The sequence below is a fragment of the Pseudomonas wenzhouensis genome, from assembly GCF_021029445.1.
GTDB classification, from domain to species: domain Bacteria; phylum Pseudomonadota; class Gammaproteobacteria; order Pseudomonadales; family Pseudomonadaceae; genus Aquipseudomonas; species Aquipseudomonas wenzhouensis.
Window position 1 is genome coordinate 1,674,817 of the sequence record NZ_CP072610.1, and the last position, 15,209, is coordinate 1,690,025.

At 60.8% G+C, this 15,209-nt stretch carries 17 protein-coding genes; 9 read left to right on the plus strand and 8 right to left on the minus strand.

Annotated features, from left to right (window positions below):
• Nucleotides 1–19 precede the first annotated feature (19 nt).
• Together J7655_RS07675 and J7655_RS07680 are read left to right on the plus strand one after the other, a co-directional pair.
• Entirely contained in the window at nt 20–697 is a 678-nt protein-coding gene (locus tag J7655_RS07675) for a response regulator transcription factor (RefSeq protein WP_116619266.1), read from the plus strand.
• Nucleotides 694–2,076, plus strand: a complete 1,383-nt coding sequence (locus J7655_RS07680) for an ATP-binding protein (protein WP_275948858.1) — start codon at nt 694–696, stop codon at nt 2,074–2,076. Before J7655_RS07675 ends, J7655_RS07680 begins: the two co-directional genes overlap by 4 nt.
• Before the next feature lie 258 nt (nt 2,077–2,334).
• Here the strand turns inward: J7655_RS07680 and J7655_RS07685 are convergent, their stop codons facing one another.
• The 4 genes from J7655_RS07685 to J7655_RS07700 form a co-directional block, all read right to left on the minus strand.
• Entirely contained in the window at nt 2,335–2,625 is a 291-nt protein-coding gene (locus J7655_RS07685; RefSeq protein WP_338052723.1) for a type II toxin-antitoxin system RelE/ParE family toxin, read from the minus strand.
• The gene (locus J7655_RS07690) at nt 2,622–2,894 is read right to left on the minus strand and encodes a CopG family ribbon-helix-helix protein (RefSeq protein ID WP_108235142.1); all 273 of its coding nucleotides are present in this window, start codon (nt 2,892–2,894) and stop codon (nt 2,622–2,624) included. Before J7655_RS07690 ends, J7655_RS07685 begins: the two co-directional genes overlap by 4 nt.
• Nucleotides 2,895–3,590: 696 nt before the next feature.
• On the minus strand, nt 3,591–3,800 hold the full coding sequence (locus tag J7655_RS07695; protein ID WP_230927262.1) for a hypothetical protein: 210 nt from the start codon (nt 3,798–3,800) through the stop codon (nt 3,591–3,593).
• A gap of 18 nt (nt 3,801–3,818) precedes the next feature.
• On the minus strand, nt 3,819–4,577 hold the full coding sequence (locus tag J7655_RS07700; protein ID WP_230927263.1) for a hypothetical protein: 759 nt from the start codon (nt 4,575–4,577) through the stop codon (nt 3,819–3,821).
• Between the two features lie 161 nt (nt 4,578–4,738).
• Here J7655_RS07700 and J7655_RS07705 point away from each other — a divergent pair, with 161 nt between their 5' ends.
• Nucleotides 4,739–4,957: a hypothetical protein gene (locus J7655_RS07705; RefSeq protein ID WP_230927264.1), complete on the plus strand. Its 219-nt coding sequence runs from the start codon at nt 4,739–4,741 to the stop codon at nt 4,955–4,957.
• Between the two features lie 263 nt (nt 4,958–5,220).
• On the opposite strand, the gene J7655_RS07710 is transcribed toward J7655_RS07705, so the two are convergent.
• Nucleotides 5,221–6,219, minus strand: a complete 999-nt coding sequence (locus J7655_RS07710) for an AraC family transcriptional regulator (protein WP_230927265.1) — start codon at nt 6,217–6,219, stop codon at nt 5,221–5,223.
• Nucleotides 6,220–6,382: 163 nt separating this feature from the next.
• Between J7655_RS07710 and J7655_RS07715 the strand changes: the two genes are divergently transcribed.
• The 3 genes from J7655_RS07715 to J7655_RS07725 all read left to right on the plus strand — a co-directional run bounded on the left by J7655_RS07715 (nt 6,383) and on the right by J7655_RS07725 (nt 10,562).
• A complete protein-coding gene (locus J7655_RS07715; protein WP_230927266.1) occupies nt 6,383–7,522 on the plus strand; it encodes an acyl-CoA dehydrogenase family protein in 1,140 nt (379 codons plus the stop codon).
• A 138-nt stretch (nt 7,523–7,660) separates the two neighbouring features.
• Nucleotides 7,661–9,301, plus strand: coding sequence for an AMP-binding protein (locus tag J7655_RS07720; RefSeq protein ID WP_230927267.1), 1,641 nt, complete (start codon nt 7,661–7,663; stop codon nt 9,299–9,301).
• Between the two features lie 79 nt (nt 9,302–9,380).
• Nucleotides 9,381–10,562 (plus strand): CaiB/BaiF CoA transferase family protein, encoded by a 1,182-nt coding sequence (locus J7655_RS07725; protein ID WP_230927268.1) that lies wholly within the window; start codon nt 9,381–9,383, stop codon nt 10,560–10,562.
• A 109-nt stretch (nt 10,563–10,671) separates the two neighbouring features.
• On the opposite strand, the gene J7655_RS07730 is transcribed toward J7655_RS07725, so the two are convergent.
• From J7655_RS07730 to J7655_RS07740, 3 genes are all read right to left on the minus strand, one after another.
• Nucleotides 10,672–11,166 (minus strand): SprT family zinc-dependent metalloprotease, encoded by a 495-nt coding sequence (locus J7655_RS07730; RefSeq protein ID WP_230927269.1) that lies wholly within the window; start codon nt 11,164–11,166, stop codon nt 10,672–10,674.
• 112 nt (nt 11,167–11,278) lie between these two features.
• A complete protein-coding gene (locus tag J7655_RS07735) occupies nt 11,279–11,878 on the minus strand; it encodes a Yip1 family protein (protein WP_230927270.1) in 600 nt (199 codons plus the stop codon).
• A gap of 166 nt (nt 11,879–12,044) precedes the next feature.
• On the minus strand, nt 12,045–12,638 hold the full coding sequence (locus J7655_RS07740) for a DNA-J related domain-containing protein (RefSeq protein ID WP_230927271.1): 594 nt from the start codon (nt 12,636–12,638) through the stop codon (nt 12,045–12,047).
• A 100-nt stretch (nt 12,639–12,738) separates the two neighbouring features.
• Here J7655_RS07740 and ttcA point away from each other — a divergent pair, with 100 nt between their 5' ends.
• The 3 genes from ttcA (at nt 12,739) to J7655_RS07750 (ending at nt 15,137) form a co-directional block, all read left to right on the plus strand.
• A complete protein-coding gene (ttcA, locus tag J7655_RS07745) occupies nt 12,739–13,563 on the plus strand; it encodes a tRNA 2-thiocytidine(32) synthetase TtcA (RefSeq protein WP_013716338.1) in 825 nt (274 codons plus the stop codon).
• Nucleotides 13,564–13,683: 120 nt separating this feature from the next.
• Nucleotides 13,684–13,815 carry a hypothetical protein gene (locus tag J7655_RS20785; protein WP_267914158.1) on the plus strand — a complete coding sequence of 44 codons (132 nt, stop codon included), beginning with the start codon at nt 13,684–13,686 and terminating at the stop codon, nt 13,813–13,815.
• Nucleotides 13,816–14,078: 263 nt separating this feature from the next.
• The gene (locus J7655_RS07750; protein ID WP_230927272.1) at nt 14,079–15,137 is read left to right on the plus strand and encodes a 3-deoxy-7-phosphoheptulonate synthase; all 1,059 of its coding nucleotides are present in this window, start codon (nt 14,079–14,081) and stop codon (nt 15,135–15,137) included.
• Nucleotides 15,138–15,209: the final 72 nt, after the last annotated feature.

A 15,209-nucleotide genomic window follows, 5' to 3' on the forward strand; every position in this document is an offset into this window, starting at 1 on the left:
CTGAAAAAGGGGAAGTCTGATGAAATTGCTGGTGGTGGAGGATGAGGCGCTGCTACGTCACCATCTGTTCACTCGCCTCAGTGAAAACGGGCATGTGGTGGATGCCGTGCGCACCGCCGAAGAAGCCCTGTACCGCGCTGAGTCCTTCAATCATGACCTGGCCCTGGTCGACCTCGGCCTGCCCGGCATGAGCGGTATCGACCTGATCCGCGAGCTGCGCAGCCAGGACAAGAACTTTCCGATCCTGATCCTCACCGCGCGCGGCAACTGGCAGGACAAGGTCGAAGGGCTGTCCTGCGGCGCTGACGACTACGTGGTCAAACCCTTCCAGTTCGAAGAGCTGGAGGCGCGCCTCAACGCGCTGCTGCGCCGCTCATCCGGCTTCACCAAATCGACCATCGAGGCCGGCTCCCTGGTGCTGGACCTCAACCGCAAGCAGGCCACGGTGGATGAGCAATCGCTGCAACTGACCGCCTACGAGTACCGCATCCTTGAATACCTGATGCTGCATCACCAGCAGGTGGTGGCCAAGGAGCGCCTGATGGAGCAGCTCTATCCGGGCGATGACGAGCGCGATCCCAACGTCATCGAGGTACTGGTCGGGCGTCTGCGGCGCAAGCTGGAGTCCGTGCTCGACGGCAAACCGATAGAAACCGTGCGTGGCCAGGGCTACATGTTCAACGAGCGCTGCAAGTGAGGCGCGCGCGCGTTGTGTGGCGCAAACTGCGCACGCGCTTCGCATCCCTGCGGCTGCGCCTGATGCTCGCCAGCGCGGCGCTGGCGATGCTGTTCATGCTGCTGTTGATGCCAGTGCTGCAGGGCGTGTTTCTTATGGCCCTGGAGCAGACCATCGAAAAGCGTCTGGCCTCCGACGCGGCTGCGCTGATATCCGCCGCGCGCATCGATGGCGGCCGCTTGAGCATGCCGGAGAAGATGCCGGACGAAGAATTCGACAACCTCGATTCCCACCTGCTGGGCTTCATCTTCGACCGGGACGGCCAGATGCTCTGGCGCTCACGCTCCTCCACCGACGAACAGGTGCGTTACCTGCCGCGCTACGACGGGCGCGGTCACGAATTCATGCGCATCCATGACGAAAATGGTGAGGAATATTTTGTCTATGACGTTGAAGTGGACCTGCTGCGTGGCGACAGCACCGCCCTGAGCATCGTTACCATGCAACCGACCCGCGAATACCAGGGGCTGTTCAATGGTTTCGCCTGGCAGTTGCGCCTGTGGCTGGGCATCGCCCTGCTGGTGCTGCTGGGGCTGCTCTGGTTCGGCCTGACCTGGGGCTTTCGCAGCCTGCGTGGCCTCAGCGACGAGCTCGACGGCGTAGAGGCCGGCACCCGCCAGCGCCTGAGTGACGAACACCCGCGCGAACTGCTGCGCCTGACCAACTCCCTCAACCGCCTGCTCGACAGCGAACGGCGTCAGCGCGAGCGCTACCGCGACTCCCTGGAAGACCTCGCCCACAGCCTGAAAACCCCGCTCAGCGTGCTGCAGGGCATTGGCGAAAGCCTGGCTGTGCAGCCCGACAATCGCGAGCAGGCGCAACTGATGCAGGCGCAGATCGAACGCATGAGCCAGCAGATCGGCTATCAACTGCAACGCGCCAGCCTGCGCCGCAGCGGCCTGGTGCGCCATCGCGAACAGGTCTGGCCGCTGCTCGATGGCTTGTGCCGCTCGCTGGACAAGGTCTACCGCGACAAGCGCGTCGAAGCGACCCTGGACGTGCCCGCGCACAGCCAGATCACCATGGAACGTGGTGCGCTGATGGAACTGCTTGGCAACCTGCTGGAAAACGCCTACCGCCTGTGCCTGCAACAGGTGCGTGTGAGGCTGCAACCCCTGACCGACGGCTGCCTGCTGACCATCGAAGACGATGGCCCCGGCGTGCCCCCGCACCAGCGTGAGCGGGTACTGCAGCGCGGTGAACGACTGGATGCACAGAACCCGGGGCAGGGCATCGGCCTGGCGGTGGTGGAAGATATCGTCGACAGCTACGACGGCGAGCTGAGCCTGGAAGATTCGGAACTGGGCGGCGCCTGTTTCAGGGTGCGGTTGTACGACTGAGCCTTGCTGTCAGGCACGTTCTTCCGATTCTTGTATGGAACCGATCCGCTGCCGGACCAGGCGAGTCCTGCAGCGGAACAAGGTCGATACCAAATGTGAGCCCTGATCGATTGAACACTTCGCCCTCGCGGCGCGAACTACGGAATGGCCAGGGCGCAAAGGCCCAGAACAGGCCGGATATACGCATGCCATCGCGCTGGTGATAGGTGCCAAAGCGAAGCTTTGCTCACTACTTGTGGGGAGAGTCCATGTCAGCTGTTAGGTGCTTGGTGTACGGTCTTCGTTGTGGTGCCATATACGAAGGATGACGATAGTTTCTGTGTAGGCTGAATAGCGAACTATATATTTTCCGAAAACTGCGTCTCGAATGGCTTTTGGGCTTGGAGCAAGCTCAACAGCGCGGCCCATTTCTGGGTATAGGCAAAGATTCTCGATGCGGGAAAGGAGCTCTGCTGCAATGCGTGCAGCAGCAAGAGGATCGTTCTCTGCTATGAATTCGCGCAGGCGAACGAGGTCTGCCACCGCGTTTTCTGAGTAGGCCAGTCTCACTGACCAGCCTTTGGTGGGGATAGCTCATTGTCGGTGCCCCAGCTTTGCAGCCAGGCAGTCACAGCTTCGCCGGATACAACTCGGCCCTGCGCCACTGACTCCATCGCTTGCAGTGTTTCTTGCCAGCGGTTCTGCTCTAGCTCCTGGCGCTCAAAGAACTCTCTAAGTGCTTGATTAATAAGCCAACTTTTACTTCTCTGAAGCTTCTCGGCCATAGCGCCAAGATTTTCTTCGAGTTCCGGTTGAAGCCGGACGGTTGTGACGCTCATGGATATGCCCTCCATACTGTTGAATGCAATGTATTACACAGTATTCGTGCGGGCAAGCAGGCTCGGCGCGAGAGTGCACAAACGCTTTGGCCCTGGCCAACAAACTTGGGCGGAGTGGTGCCACGAGCGGCGACTCAATGGCAATTGGCAGAGCGTAGAGCACGTCTGACGGCGGGTGTAATCAGCACGGTGTGATGGTTTTCTGGTGGTTGTGGTGAATAGCAGCACTGTCGGAGCAGGCGAGTCCTGCAGCGGAGCAAGGCCGATAACAATGATGATCCCCGTGATCGATTGAACGCTTGGCCCCCGCTGTGCGAACTACAGAATGGCCAGGGTGTGAACGTCCACAACAGGCCGGATATACGAATGCAACCGCGCTGACGACAGGTGCAAAAGCAAAGCTTTGCTCACTGCTTGTGGGGAGAGTCCATATACATTTGTTAGCGAGTTGACTTACTGATGACGCCTTTTTTGCAGTCATGCTCCAACTAACAATATACTGATCGCTAAGAGCCAGATGTAAAAGCCTATGCCTAATTCTGTTATTTGATAACTTGGAGGCTCTTTGTCATTCCATAGCTTTCTTGCTCAGGCAGATGTGGTTGCTAAGAAAATACTTAAGGCCGCTACTGGAAGGGCGATTGCGTTTTTACGGTAGTATAGTACTGCTGCGAACAAAAAAGCTGGGTTGGCGAACTAGGCTAAGGTCATACTTTTTGTTGAGAAAAAGGCACCGAACCAACCTATAGCTAATACCTCAGCCCCATACCAGGTTGGCCCTTGTTCTGCATGGCGTATGTCCAATTCTTGCCAGTGGAAATATTCAGTATTGAATGCTGGTAGTACCAGTGAAATGGCATATACGGCAATAGATACTGTGAGGAGATATTTTTGTGCGATGTGCATGAGTATTTCGCTAACGCTTCAAACACCGGCGCATCTTTGCTGCGTCCGCGTGCTTTGAATTGTTAGCAGTTGCGATATTCGCTCACCGAACTTCTGTATTGAAACATTTTTAACCAAGCCATTTCGATTAACCATAAATGGAATTACCGCAACGACTGATCCCTGATCATTGATGCACCAGAATAGATCACGGCCATCGATAATTTCGTGAGAAAAACTGCTGTTCTCGTTATGGAAAGCAGCCCTAAAGTCTTGGATGTATGTCTTTCCGAGGCACAATATCAATTCCGGAGCCGCCGACTTTGCCCATTTTCGAATTTCAGGGAACCGACACGCCGAACACCAACGAAGATAATCAGCCTTACTCTGGAAACCAGTGATACTTGAAAAGTTATCGTGCCACCGAGCATAGCTAGTGTCTTTAAAGCCTATAGGGTAGAGGTTCATTTTGAAGTAGCCGGAGCTGCCTTCTACAAATGGCTTAACTGTCTCTGCGAATTTTTTATAGTCTGAAACGGAGCCGCCATTGATGACTGAAAGTAACTTCATTACTTGCCAATTAAAGATGTAGGCAAGATTTTCTGCCCAATCCGTATAACCTCTTGGCGGGTGGCTCACATCCTCTTCTATGTGAGCCAATAACGCCTCTGGCGTGTGACCGCCACCCCACTCTATACCACATACCCAAGTGCTGGGATTTGATGGATTTCCGAGTTCGCCGCCATCACACCCAGAATAACCCAGCGCCCAATTTTCAAATCTCTTTGCAATACTCATCTATCAATCTCCGGCATTCATCTGCCCACTTTAGGGGGTATTACCAGAGGCGAAGAACTAGCTGAGCTGCAATGACCAATATTGGTTGTCCGTTGGTGTCATAGGTATTAGATGAACTCGCGCTGACTTTAGGTTTTGCTTTATTTCCTTCAATCACCCATGTGTTTGACGAGCTGGCACTGACCTTCGGTTTCAGCTCTTTGCCATCCCAAACCCAGGTATTTGACGACGAAGCACTAACCTTCGGCTTAATTTCTTTTCCAGAAAATACCCACGTATTAGATGAAGATGCCCCAGTTTTTGGCTTCAATTCTGCACCATTACAGACCCAGTTGTTCGGCAGGCTTATTTTATTTTACATGCTATTTCCTCATGGTTGATTTCTGCTAACTATTAATTAGACGACATACATGTCGCGTTTCCACACGACACCTGTCGCATAACCTTCCTTGTCGTCTTGCAAGTCCTTCTCTGGCCTGAAAATGCTCGCTGAAAACGCGACAGCACTCGGGAGAAAAAGCGACAGGGAAAACGGCAAGCCTATCGCCTGTGGCGCATTGCCAGCAGGCTTGGGTCAGAAGCTAGTGCATATCCGCCTGACCTGTCCATCCACGAAGCCCGATGCACAGGCAGCCATGCTGCCTTACCCCTCCTGCGCCCGATACGCCCCCGGTGTCAGCCCGGTCCATTTCTTGAACGCGCGGTGAAAGGCCGAGGGTTCGGAGAAGCCGAGCTGTTCGGCGATGTCCTGAATCGCCAGTTCGTCGCGGCCCAGGTGGTAGATGGCGAGGTCGCGGCGCAGGTGGTCCTTGAGTTCCTGGAAGCTGGTGCCTTCTTCGCGTAGGTGGCGGCGCAGGGTTTGTGGGCTGGTGTGCAGGTGCTGGGCGACCTGTTCCAGGTCCGGCCAGGTGCGGCAGTCGCGGCCGAGCAGGCGGCGGATCTGGCTGATCAGGCTGTCGCCGCCGTCTGGCCGGGCCAGCAGGTCGGCGGGGGAGTGCTGGAGGAATTGCTTGAGCGTGCGTTCGTCCTGCAGCAGCGGCATGGCCAGGTAGCGGGCGTGGAACAGCAGGCTGGTTTGTCCGGCGGCAAAGCGCCGGCTGCAGGGGAACAGCAGTTCGTACTCGGCGGCATGTGCGGGCTCGGGGTAGGCGAAGGTGGCTTCTTCCAGGCGGATGCGTTGGCCGATCAGCCAGCTACCCAGGCGATGCCAGATCACCAGCAGGCTTTCGACCAGAAAATGATCCGGATCCCACAGCGTGCTGTCGTCGACGCTCAGCCGCGCCCAGTCACCTTCGCGTTGCAGGCTGATGCCTGGCGCGTCGGGAAACAGGCCGTAGAACATCGCGCCACGGCTCAGGGCTTTTTCCAGGCTGCGGCAGTGGATGATGGCGTGGCCCATCATGGCGAAGGTGCCGCGTTTGCTCGGCTGGCGGCCGAACCCGAGGTACTCGTCGTCCAGCGCTTCCCACAGCAGTTGCATCAGCCGGGAGAATTGTTCCGGGGCGATGCGTGCGCGCGGCTCGACCAGCACGGCGCTCTGGATGCCGGCCTGACGCAGTATCAGCTCGCAGGCCAGGCCGTGGCGATCCGCACCGCGCAGGGCGGCGCGGACGAAGTGGCTGGCAATGGTGCGTTCGCGCATGCTGGGTTTCCGAAATCGAGGGTGGTCGATGGTAGGCAGTTGCTCCCAGCCAGGGCAAGCCAACCGAGCGAATGGGTCAACCGAGGCTGAGCGCATGGGTCATTGAGGGGGGGCGGGGCGGCCCTTAACCTCAAGGGCATAACAACAGCGGAGGACCCGCCCCATGCAACGCAACCATTTCGACACTGAGCACAACCTGTTCCGCGACGCCTTCGCGGCATTTCTGGACAAGGAGGTGCTGCCGCATCAGGAGGCCTGGGAAGAGGCGGGCGTGGTGGATCGCAGTGTGTGGCGCAAAGCCGGCGCGATGGGCTTTCTGCTGCCCTGGGCGGACGAGGAGTACGGCGGTGCCGGGCTCAAGGATTTTCGCTACGAGCAGATCATGTGCGAGGAGTTGGCGCGCATCAACGAGCCCGGTTTCATGATCCCGCTGCACTCGGCGTTGTGCGGCCCTTACATCGCCGAGTACGGCAGTGCCGAGCAGAAGGCGCGGTTGATGCCGGGGATCATCAGCGGTGAAACCATCCTCGCGGTGGCGATGACCGAGCCGTCTGCCGGCTCGGATCTGGCCGGCATGCGTACCACGGCGGTGGACAAGGGCGACTACTGGCTGCTCAACGGCTCCAAGGTGTTCATCTCCAACGGTTACCTGGCCGATGTGGTGATCGTCGCGGCCAAGACCGACCCGGCCAACAAGCACGCCATGGGCCTGTTTCTGGTGGAGCGCGGCATGCCCGGCTTCGAGCGTGGCAAGAAGCTGAAAAAACTCGGCATGCACAGCCAGGACACCGCCGAGCTGTTCTTCAATGACGTCAAGGTACCCAAGGAGAATCTGCTGGGCGATGCCAAGGGCGGCTTCTTCTACCTGATGAACATGCTCGCTCAGGAGCGCCTGACCAACGCCTGTGGCGCGGTGGCCGGCGCCGAGGCGGCGTTGCAGACCACCATCGACTACGTCAAGGAGCGCCAGGCCTTTGGCCGCCCGGTGGCGCACTTTCAGAACACCCGCTTCAAGCTGGCGGAAATGCGCACGCAGATCGATGTGGCGCAGGTGTTCACCGACCGCTGCGTGATGGACCACAACCAGAAGAAACTCACCCCGGAAGTGGCCGCCGAGGCCAAGCTGTTCACCACCGAACTGCTCGGCAAGGTGGTGGACGAGGGCGTGCAACTTCACGGCGGCTGGGGCTACATGTGGGAGTATCCGATCTGCAAGATGTACGCGAATGCGCGCATCCAGCGCATCTTCGCCGGTACGTCGGAGATCATGAAGGAGATCATCAGTCGCGGTATGAAGCTGTAGCGCTGTAGGGCGGGACAACCCGCCACGAGTGGCCTGTGATGGATCGTACCTGCCGTGCCAGGGGTGGTGGTCTATCGTCAGTAGCGCTCGCCGTGCGATGAGCAGGTGAACCCCAGGATAAGAAGAAGGTAACCGCCCATGACCCTGCAACTGCCACTGCAACGCTTCAATCACTGGCTGGATCGCCAGCCCGATGCCGTCTGGTTGCGTCAGCCCGTCGAGGGTGTGTGGCATGACTTCACCTGGCGTCAGGTCGATGAACAGGCGCGGCGCCTGGCCAGTGCGCTGCTGGCGCTGGGCTGCGTACCGGGTGAGCGCGTCGCCCTGCTGGCGAAGAACTGCGCCGAGTGGTTCATCAGCGATCTGGCCATTCAGCAGGCCGGGCTGGTCAGCGTGCCACTGTATCCGCTGCAGGCGCCGGAGCAGATCGCCTATGTGCTCGAACATGCCGGCTGCAAGGTCATCCTGGTTGGCAAACTGGACGAACCGGAGAAACTGGCCACGGGGATCGCCGCGCATATCACCCGCATCGCCATGCCTTACCCGACCATGCCGGCCGACTACCAGTGGCAGGCCTTGCTGGCCGCGCACGAGCCCCTGCCCGGGGGGCACCTGCAGCGTGGTGATGATCTGCTGTCGATTCTCTACACCTCCGGCACCACCGGGCAGCCCAAGGGGGTGATGCTGTCGGCGCACGCCATGGCATTTTCCGCCGCCAATGCCACGGCCGAGCTGAACATGACGCCGCAGGATCAATTCTTCTCCTACCTGCCGTTGTCGCATGCCGCCGAGCGTTTTCTGGTGGAGTTCAACAGCCTGTATTGCGGCGCGCCGGTGGCCTTCGTCGAGTCGCTGGAGACCTTCGCCAGCGACCTGCGCCAGGTGCGTCCGACCGTGTTCTTTTCGGTGCCACGGCTGTGGACACGCTTTCAGCAGGGTGTGTTGGAGAAGCTGCCAGCGCAGCGCCTCGAGCGCCTGCTGCGCATCCCGCTGCTGGGGCGGCTGTTGGCACGCAAGGTGCGCGCCGGGCTTGGGCTCGATCGTGCGCGTGTGCTGGTGTCGGGGGCAGCGGCGATTTCCACCGGCCTGCTGGAGTGGTACCAGCGCCTGGGCATGACCATTTGCGAGGGCTACGGCATGACCGAGCACTTCGCCTATGGCTGCTTCAATCGACCGGGGCAGGTGCGCTTCGGCACCGTGGGCAGGCCGATGCCGCATCTTGAGGTGCGTATCGATGCCAGCGGCGAGATTCTGCTGCGCAGCGAAACGCTGATGCAGGGGTATTACCGTGAGCCGGAAAAAACGGCGCAAACCCTCAAGGACGGCTGGCTGCACACCGGTGATCGCGGCCAGTTGGACGATGCGGGCTACCTGCGCATTACCGGGCGGGTGAAGGACATCTTCAAGACCAGCAAGGGTAAATATGTGGCGCCGGCTCCCATCGAGGGCGAGATCGCCAAGAGTCACTGGGTCGAACAGGTGTGCCTGATGGGCAGCAACCTCGATCAGCCGCTGGCACTGATCGAACTCTCGCCAGTCGCCCGCCAGCAGCCGCGTGAGCTGCTGACCCAGTCACTTGCCGAGCACTTGTGCGCGCTCAACCAACGGCTGGCAGCGCATGAGCGCGTCAGTCATTTCTATCTGGTCAGCGCGGCCTGGACAGTGGATAACGGCAGCATGACGCCGACCATGAAGATTCGCCGCAACGTGCTGGAAATGCGCTATGCCGAGGTCATTGCCGGCCTGCCAGGCGAGCAGGTCATTGTCTGGGAAGATTGATTCATCGTCCGGGTGCAAGCCGGCAGCGTCATGCCCACTTGCACCCTGGCCAACTCGAACACGCCATCTGGGAGTCACCATGTCTGGCCCGTTGTCATCGCTGAAGATTCTCGATTTCTCCACCCTGCTGCCGGGGCCGTTCGCCTCGCTGCTGCTGGCCGATATGGGCGCCGAGGTGTTGCGGGTGGAATCGCCCACGCGCATGGATCTGGTGCGCGTGCTGCCGCCGCACGATGGCGGCGCTTCCACCAGCCACGCCTACCTCAACCGCAACAAGCGCAGCATCGCCCTCGATCTCAAACGCCCTGAGGCGGTCGAGGTGGTCAAGCGCCTGGTCAGTGAGTACGACATCGTGCTCGAACAGTTTCGCCCCGGTGTGATGGACAAGCTGGGCGTCGGCTATGCCGCGCTCAAGGCGATCAACCCACGGCTGATCTATGTGTCGATCACGGGTTACGGACAGAGCGGGCCATACCGTGACCGCGCCGGGCATGACATCAACTACCTGGCGCTGGCCGGGATCGCCAGCTACACCGGGCGGCGCGACAGCGGGCCATTGCCGCTTGGCGTGCAACTGGCCGACCTGGCCGGCGGCTCGCTGCATGGCGTGATCGGCCTGCTCGCGGCCGTGGTGCAGCGCCAGGTCACAGGCCAGGGGCAGCAGGTCGACGTGAGCATGACCGACTGCGCGTTCAGCCTGCACGGCATGGCGGGGGCCGGTTACCTCGGCGCCGGCGTCGAGCCGGGCATGGAAAACCAGGCGCTCAACGGCGGCAGTTTTTATGATTACTACCGCACCCGTGATGGGCGCTGGTTCTCCGTCGGCAGTCTGGAGCCGCAGTTCATGCAGCAGTTCTGCGCCGCCATTGGCCGGCCTGAACTGGCGGCGCGCGGCCTGTCGCTCAAGCCTGAAGATCAGCAAGCGCTCAAGCGCGAGATCGAAATCGAGTTCGAGAAGCGTGATTTCGCCCAGTGGTGCGAAGTGTTCGCCGGCATCGACGCCTGCGTCGAGCCCATGCTGCCACTGTCCGAGGCGGCCGAGCATCCGCAGATCAAGGCGCGTGGGCTGGTTGTCGAGGTGCCGCGCGAAGGCTTGCCCGCGCAGCCGCAACTGGCCTGCCCGCTGAAGTTCTCCGAGGGCTTGCCGCCACCCCGGCATGTCGGAGCGGCGGTTGGCGCGCATACCGCCGAAGTGTTGACGGAGCTGGGTTATGACGCCGAACAGATCACGGCGTTGAGGAGGGCTGGGGCGCTGGGTTGAGTCGCAAGGCTCACTGTCTGGCAACGTCGCTGCGCACAGGCCATCCTAGGAGGCTTCGATACGGGCGTAGGGTGCGCCGCGCGCACCGAGGCGTTATGGCGTTGCCCCGTCACTCCCGGCGCTGTTCGCCACTGAAGGTCAGCGTCGCTTTACAGCGTCGGCAGTAGTAGCGCCGCCCCTTGGCCACTAGCGCATGACGCTGGGCGGAGAAGGGGAACTCGCCATCCACGCAACTGCAGCGGTAGATGAAGCGGTTGACCTTGCGGCGTTCGACTTCATAGCTGTGGCAGCGATGCGGCTGCAGCTCGTAGACGCCGCGCATGATCAATTGCCATTCCTCGCCATGCGGCTGAATGCGTGGGCCGAATAACTGATGGGCGACCATGTGGGCGACTTCGTGCGGCACTGTCTGGCGCAGGAAGTCTTCCTGGTTGGCCCGGTACAACTGCAGATTAAAGCGCAGCTTGTTTTCCGTCAGATGCGCGACCCCCGCCTTCTGTCCGCGCAGCTTGAAGCTGATCTCGGGGCGGGCAAAGCGTTGCTTGAAGAAGGCTTCGGCCTGCTGGTAGCAGGCTTCGACGCGGGCGTGAATCTGTTCGGGCATAAGCGGGGGAGAGCAGGGGCTGGCTGAGCGCTGATTATGCCGTAAGCCGGCAGCCCGTGCCGCTGCCAATGAAAAGGCCGCCCGAGGGCGGCCATGTCGATGCCTCAAGCACTTAGCTGGTGTAGACCGGGCCGATGCCCATGCCCCAGAGAATCACCGAGCTGGCAATCATTGCCACCAGCACCACCAGGCCTACCGCCAGCACTGAACTGGAGAACATGAAGCCTTCGTCCTCGGGAATGTTCATGAAGGTCGGTATGCCGACGTAGAGCAGGTAAACCGTGTAGCAGATGGCGATCGTGCCGACGATCATGCCCAGCCACAGGTGGGGGTACAGCGCTGCAAGACCTCCGATGAACAGCGGGGTGGCGGTGTAGGCGGCGAACACGACGCACTGGGTCAGACTCGGGTTGGCATCGTAGGTGCGTGCCATCCAGTGGATGAAAGCGCCCATCACGGCTACCCCTGCGAGCATCGCCAGGTAGGACATGATGGTCATCACCATCGCACTGCCTTCGGTCAGCATCACCGGCGCTCGGTCGCCGATGGCCCAGCCGACCTGGGTGGTGCCGATGTAAGCCGAGACAGCAGGAATCGCCGCGAGAATCAGTACGTGGGTCAGGTACATGTGGCTGATGGTTTCTTCCTCGCCACGAATTTCTTGCCATTCTTGGTCGGGATGGGTGAAGAGCCCCCAAACGTGGTGGATCATGCCAGACACCTCCTTTTCTTATGACAGTCGCCCCCCGGCGGAGGCCCGGCGCGCATGGACAGCGTTACCGGGTATCAGGCCAAATCGTTGCGACCTTATGTCGCAGTATAGGCAGAGCCTGGAGCCGGCGTGATGCCTGGCTTTAGAGCAAATTGCTCTGTGCCGGTCAGCGGTAATAGCGCTCTAGAATTTCCATGGCCAGGTTGATCGACTGCAGTCGCTCTGTGCTGCCGCCTCTGTCCGGGTGATGCAGGCTGACCATTTGTCGGTAGCGCTGCTTGATGCGTGGTAAGTCGAGGGTTTGTTCGTGGTTCAGCTCGAACAGCTCCAGCGCGGCCTGTTTTTCGTCACCGCCCTGCATGCGTGTCCAGAAACTGGTGAGCAGGCGCTCGACGTCGCGTTCGTCGGTGTCGCGCAGTTGGCTCATATCCAGGTAGTAATCACGCAGCTCGTCACGTTCGCTCAGTGCTACGCTGCCGGGCTGATAGGGCAGCAGGCGAATGCACAGCGGGCTGATCTCGAGCAGGTGCGTCTGCGCTTGTCGGAGCTGATCGCGCAGGCGGTAAAGGGCGTTGAACAGCAGAAAGTGGGTGCGAAACAGCACCAGTTTGTCGGTCAGCGGCAGGTTGGGCAGGTGGCCGCTATGGCGGGCCTTGAGCTGCTGGATCAGGGCGTATTCGGCCAGCCCGTCCGGAGCTGCCTGCAGCAGTTGCAGTACCTGGTCGGCGAGATCCTGGCTGGGGTCGAGGTCGTCATTCATCGGCCGAGCCTAGCATTTAACCGCCGATGGGGTAGGGGCGCGGCGCCTTTGTGCGTAAAATGTCGCGCTTTCGTTCTCACCCCTCGGATTTCGACGCACCATGGGCACCCTTTCGGTCAACCAGAACAAACTGCAGAAGCGCATTCGCCGCCTGGCCGGCGAAGCCATCACCGACTTCAACATGATCGAGGATGGCGACAAGGTGATGGTCTGCCTGTCCGGTGGCAAGGACAGCTACACCATGCTCGACGTGCTGCTGTACCTGCAGAAGGTGGCGCCGATCAAGTTCGAGATCGTCGCGGTGAACATGGATCAGAAGCAGCCCGGCTTCCCCGAGCATGTGCTGCCGGCCTATCTGGAATCCATCGGTGTGCAGTACCACATCATCGAGAAGGACACCTACTCGGTGGTGAAAGAGAAGATCCCCGAGGGCAAGACCACCTGCTCGCTATGCTCGCGCCTGCGTCGCGGCACCCTGTACACCTACGCCGACGAGATTGGCGCGACCAAGATGGCGCTGGGGCACCACCGCGACGACATTCTGGAAACCTTCTTCCTCAACATGTTCTACGGCGGCACGCTCAAGGCCATGCCGCCCAAGCTGCTCTCCGACGATGGCCGCAACGTAGTGATCCGCCCGCTGGCCTATTGCGCCGAGGCCGATATCGAGGCCTACAGCCAGCTCAAGGAATTTCCCATCATCCCGTGCAACCTCTGCGGCTCGCAGGAGAACCTGCAGCGCCAGGTGGTCAAGGAGATGCTGCAGGAGTGGGAGCGCAAGAGCCCGGGCCGCGTCGAGATCATGTTCCGCGCGCTGCAGAACGTGCATCCCTCGCAACTGGCCGACCGCAACCTGTTCGACTTCAAGAGCCTGAAGATCGACGACAGCGCCACGCCGCGCTTTCTTGATGTGATGAGCCTGTAAGCCATCGCGGCTGAAGCCCCTCCCACATGTGACTCGAATCCGTGGGAGGGGCTTTAGCCGCGCCGCTTGCCAGGCCGCAAAGACCTGGAGTATGGTTCGGCCATCGCTTTGGAGAATCTCATGTCTGCCAGCCTCAACCTTCTGTCCATGCTGCAAGCCGGTGCCTCGCGCGCCGCGTTGGCGCGTGCGCAGTTGGTCGTGGCGGCGGTGTATTACTTCTTTGGGTATTGGTTTAGCCACAGGCGCGCCTGATACCCCACAGGCGGCCTGAGACACCAGGGTCGCCACCAGAGACGTTTTCCAGAAAACCCCCGGTCGGCAACCCGACCGGGGGTTTTGTTTTTTCCGGCCGAAAAACGGCCACAGATCGAGGACTCACAGATGAACCGTTATTACCGCAACTACCGCTACGACTGGCGATTTAGCAGCGTCACCACCGCCCTGACACCTTTGCCACGAACACTCAGTTAGCGCCGCCGCGGTATCGACCGCGCCGGCCAAGGAACCGCCAGATCATGAACAGCTCCACTCAACTCGCTTCTACCGTTACCGCTATCGCCCGCCGCAGCGCCCAGCCGCTGCCCAGCCCCGCCGTATTGCGCCAGCGCCTGCCGTTGCCCAACGCCCTTGCCGAACGTATTGCCGCCGACCGCGACGCCATCCGCGCCGTGCTCGATGGCCGTGATTCGCGCCTGCTGGTGGTGGTTGGCCCCTGCTCCCTGCATGACCGCGCCTCGGCGCTCGAATACGCCGAGCGCCTGGCTGAGCTGGCGCCACAGGTCGATGACCAACTGCTGCTGGTGATGCGCGCCTACGTGGAAAAACCGCGCACCACGGTGGGCTGGAAAGGGCTGCTGTACGATCCGCACCTCGATGGCAGTGGCGACATGGCTGAAGGCCTGCGCCTGTCGCGACAGCTAATGCTGGATATCCTTGAGCGTGGTCTGCCGCTGGCCACCGAATTGCTGCAACCGATGGCCGCCGGTTACTTCGACGACCTGCTCGGTTGGGCCGCCATCGGTGCGCGTACCAGCGAATCGCAGGTGCACCGCGAGATGGTCAGTGGCCTTGATCTGCCGGTGGGGTTCAAGAATGGCACCGATGGCAGCGTCGGCATCGCCTGTGATGCCATGCGCTCGGCAGCGCATCCGCACCAGCACTTCGGCATCGACGACCTCGGCCATCCGGCGTTGCTGCACACCGCCGGCAACCCGGACACCCATCTGGTGCTGCGTGGTGGCCACGGCGCACCGAATCATGATGCTGCCAGCGTCGCCACCGCGCGGCAGGCGCTCGAACGTCAGGGCATCGCCCCGCGCATCATGGTCGACTGCAGCCACGCCAACAGCGGCAAGGATCCGCTGCGCCAGCCAGCGGTGCTGGATAATGTGATTGAGCAGCGTCTGGCCGGGGATACCAGCTTGCGCGGGGTGATGCTGGAGAGTCACCTGTTCGACGGTTGCCAGGCGCTGTCCGGCGAGTTGCGCTACGGCGTATCAGTCACCGATGGCTGCCTTGGCTGGAGTGGCACCGAGGCAGCTTTGCGCCAGGCTGCCGAGCGGTTGCGTGGATGAGAGTAAGCGGGCGGCGCTTTACTGTAGGCGCCGCACCTCGCGGCGAACGTGCTCAGGCCCCAGGCGCAGAGG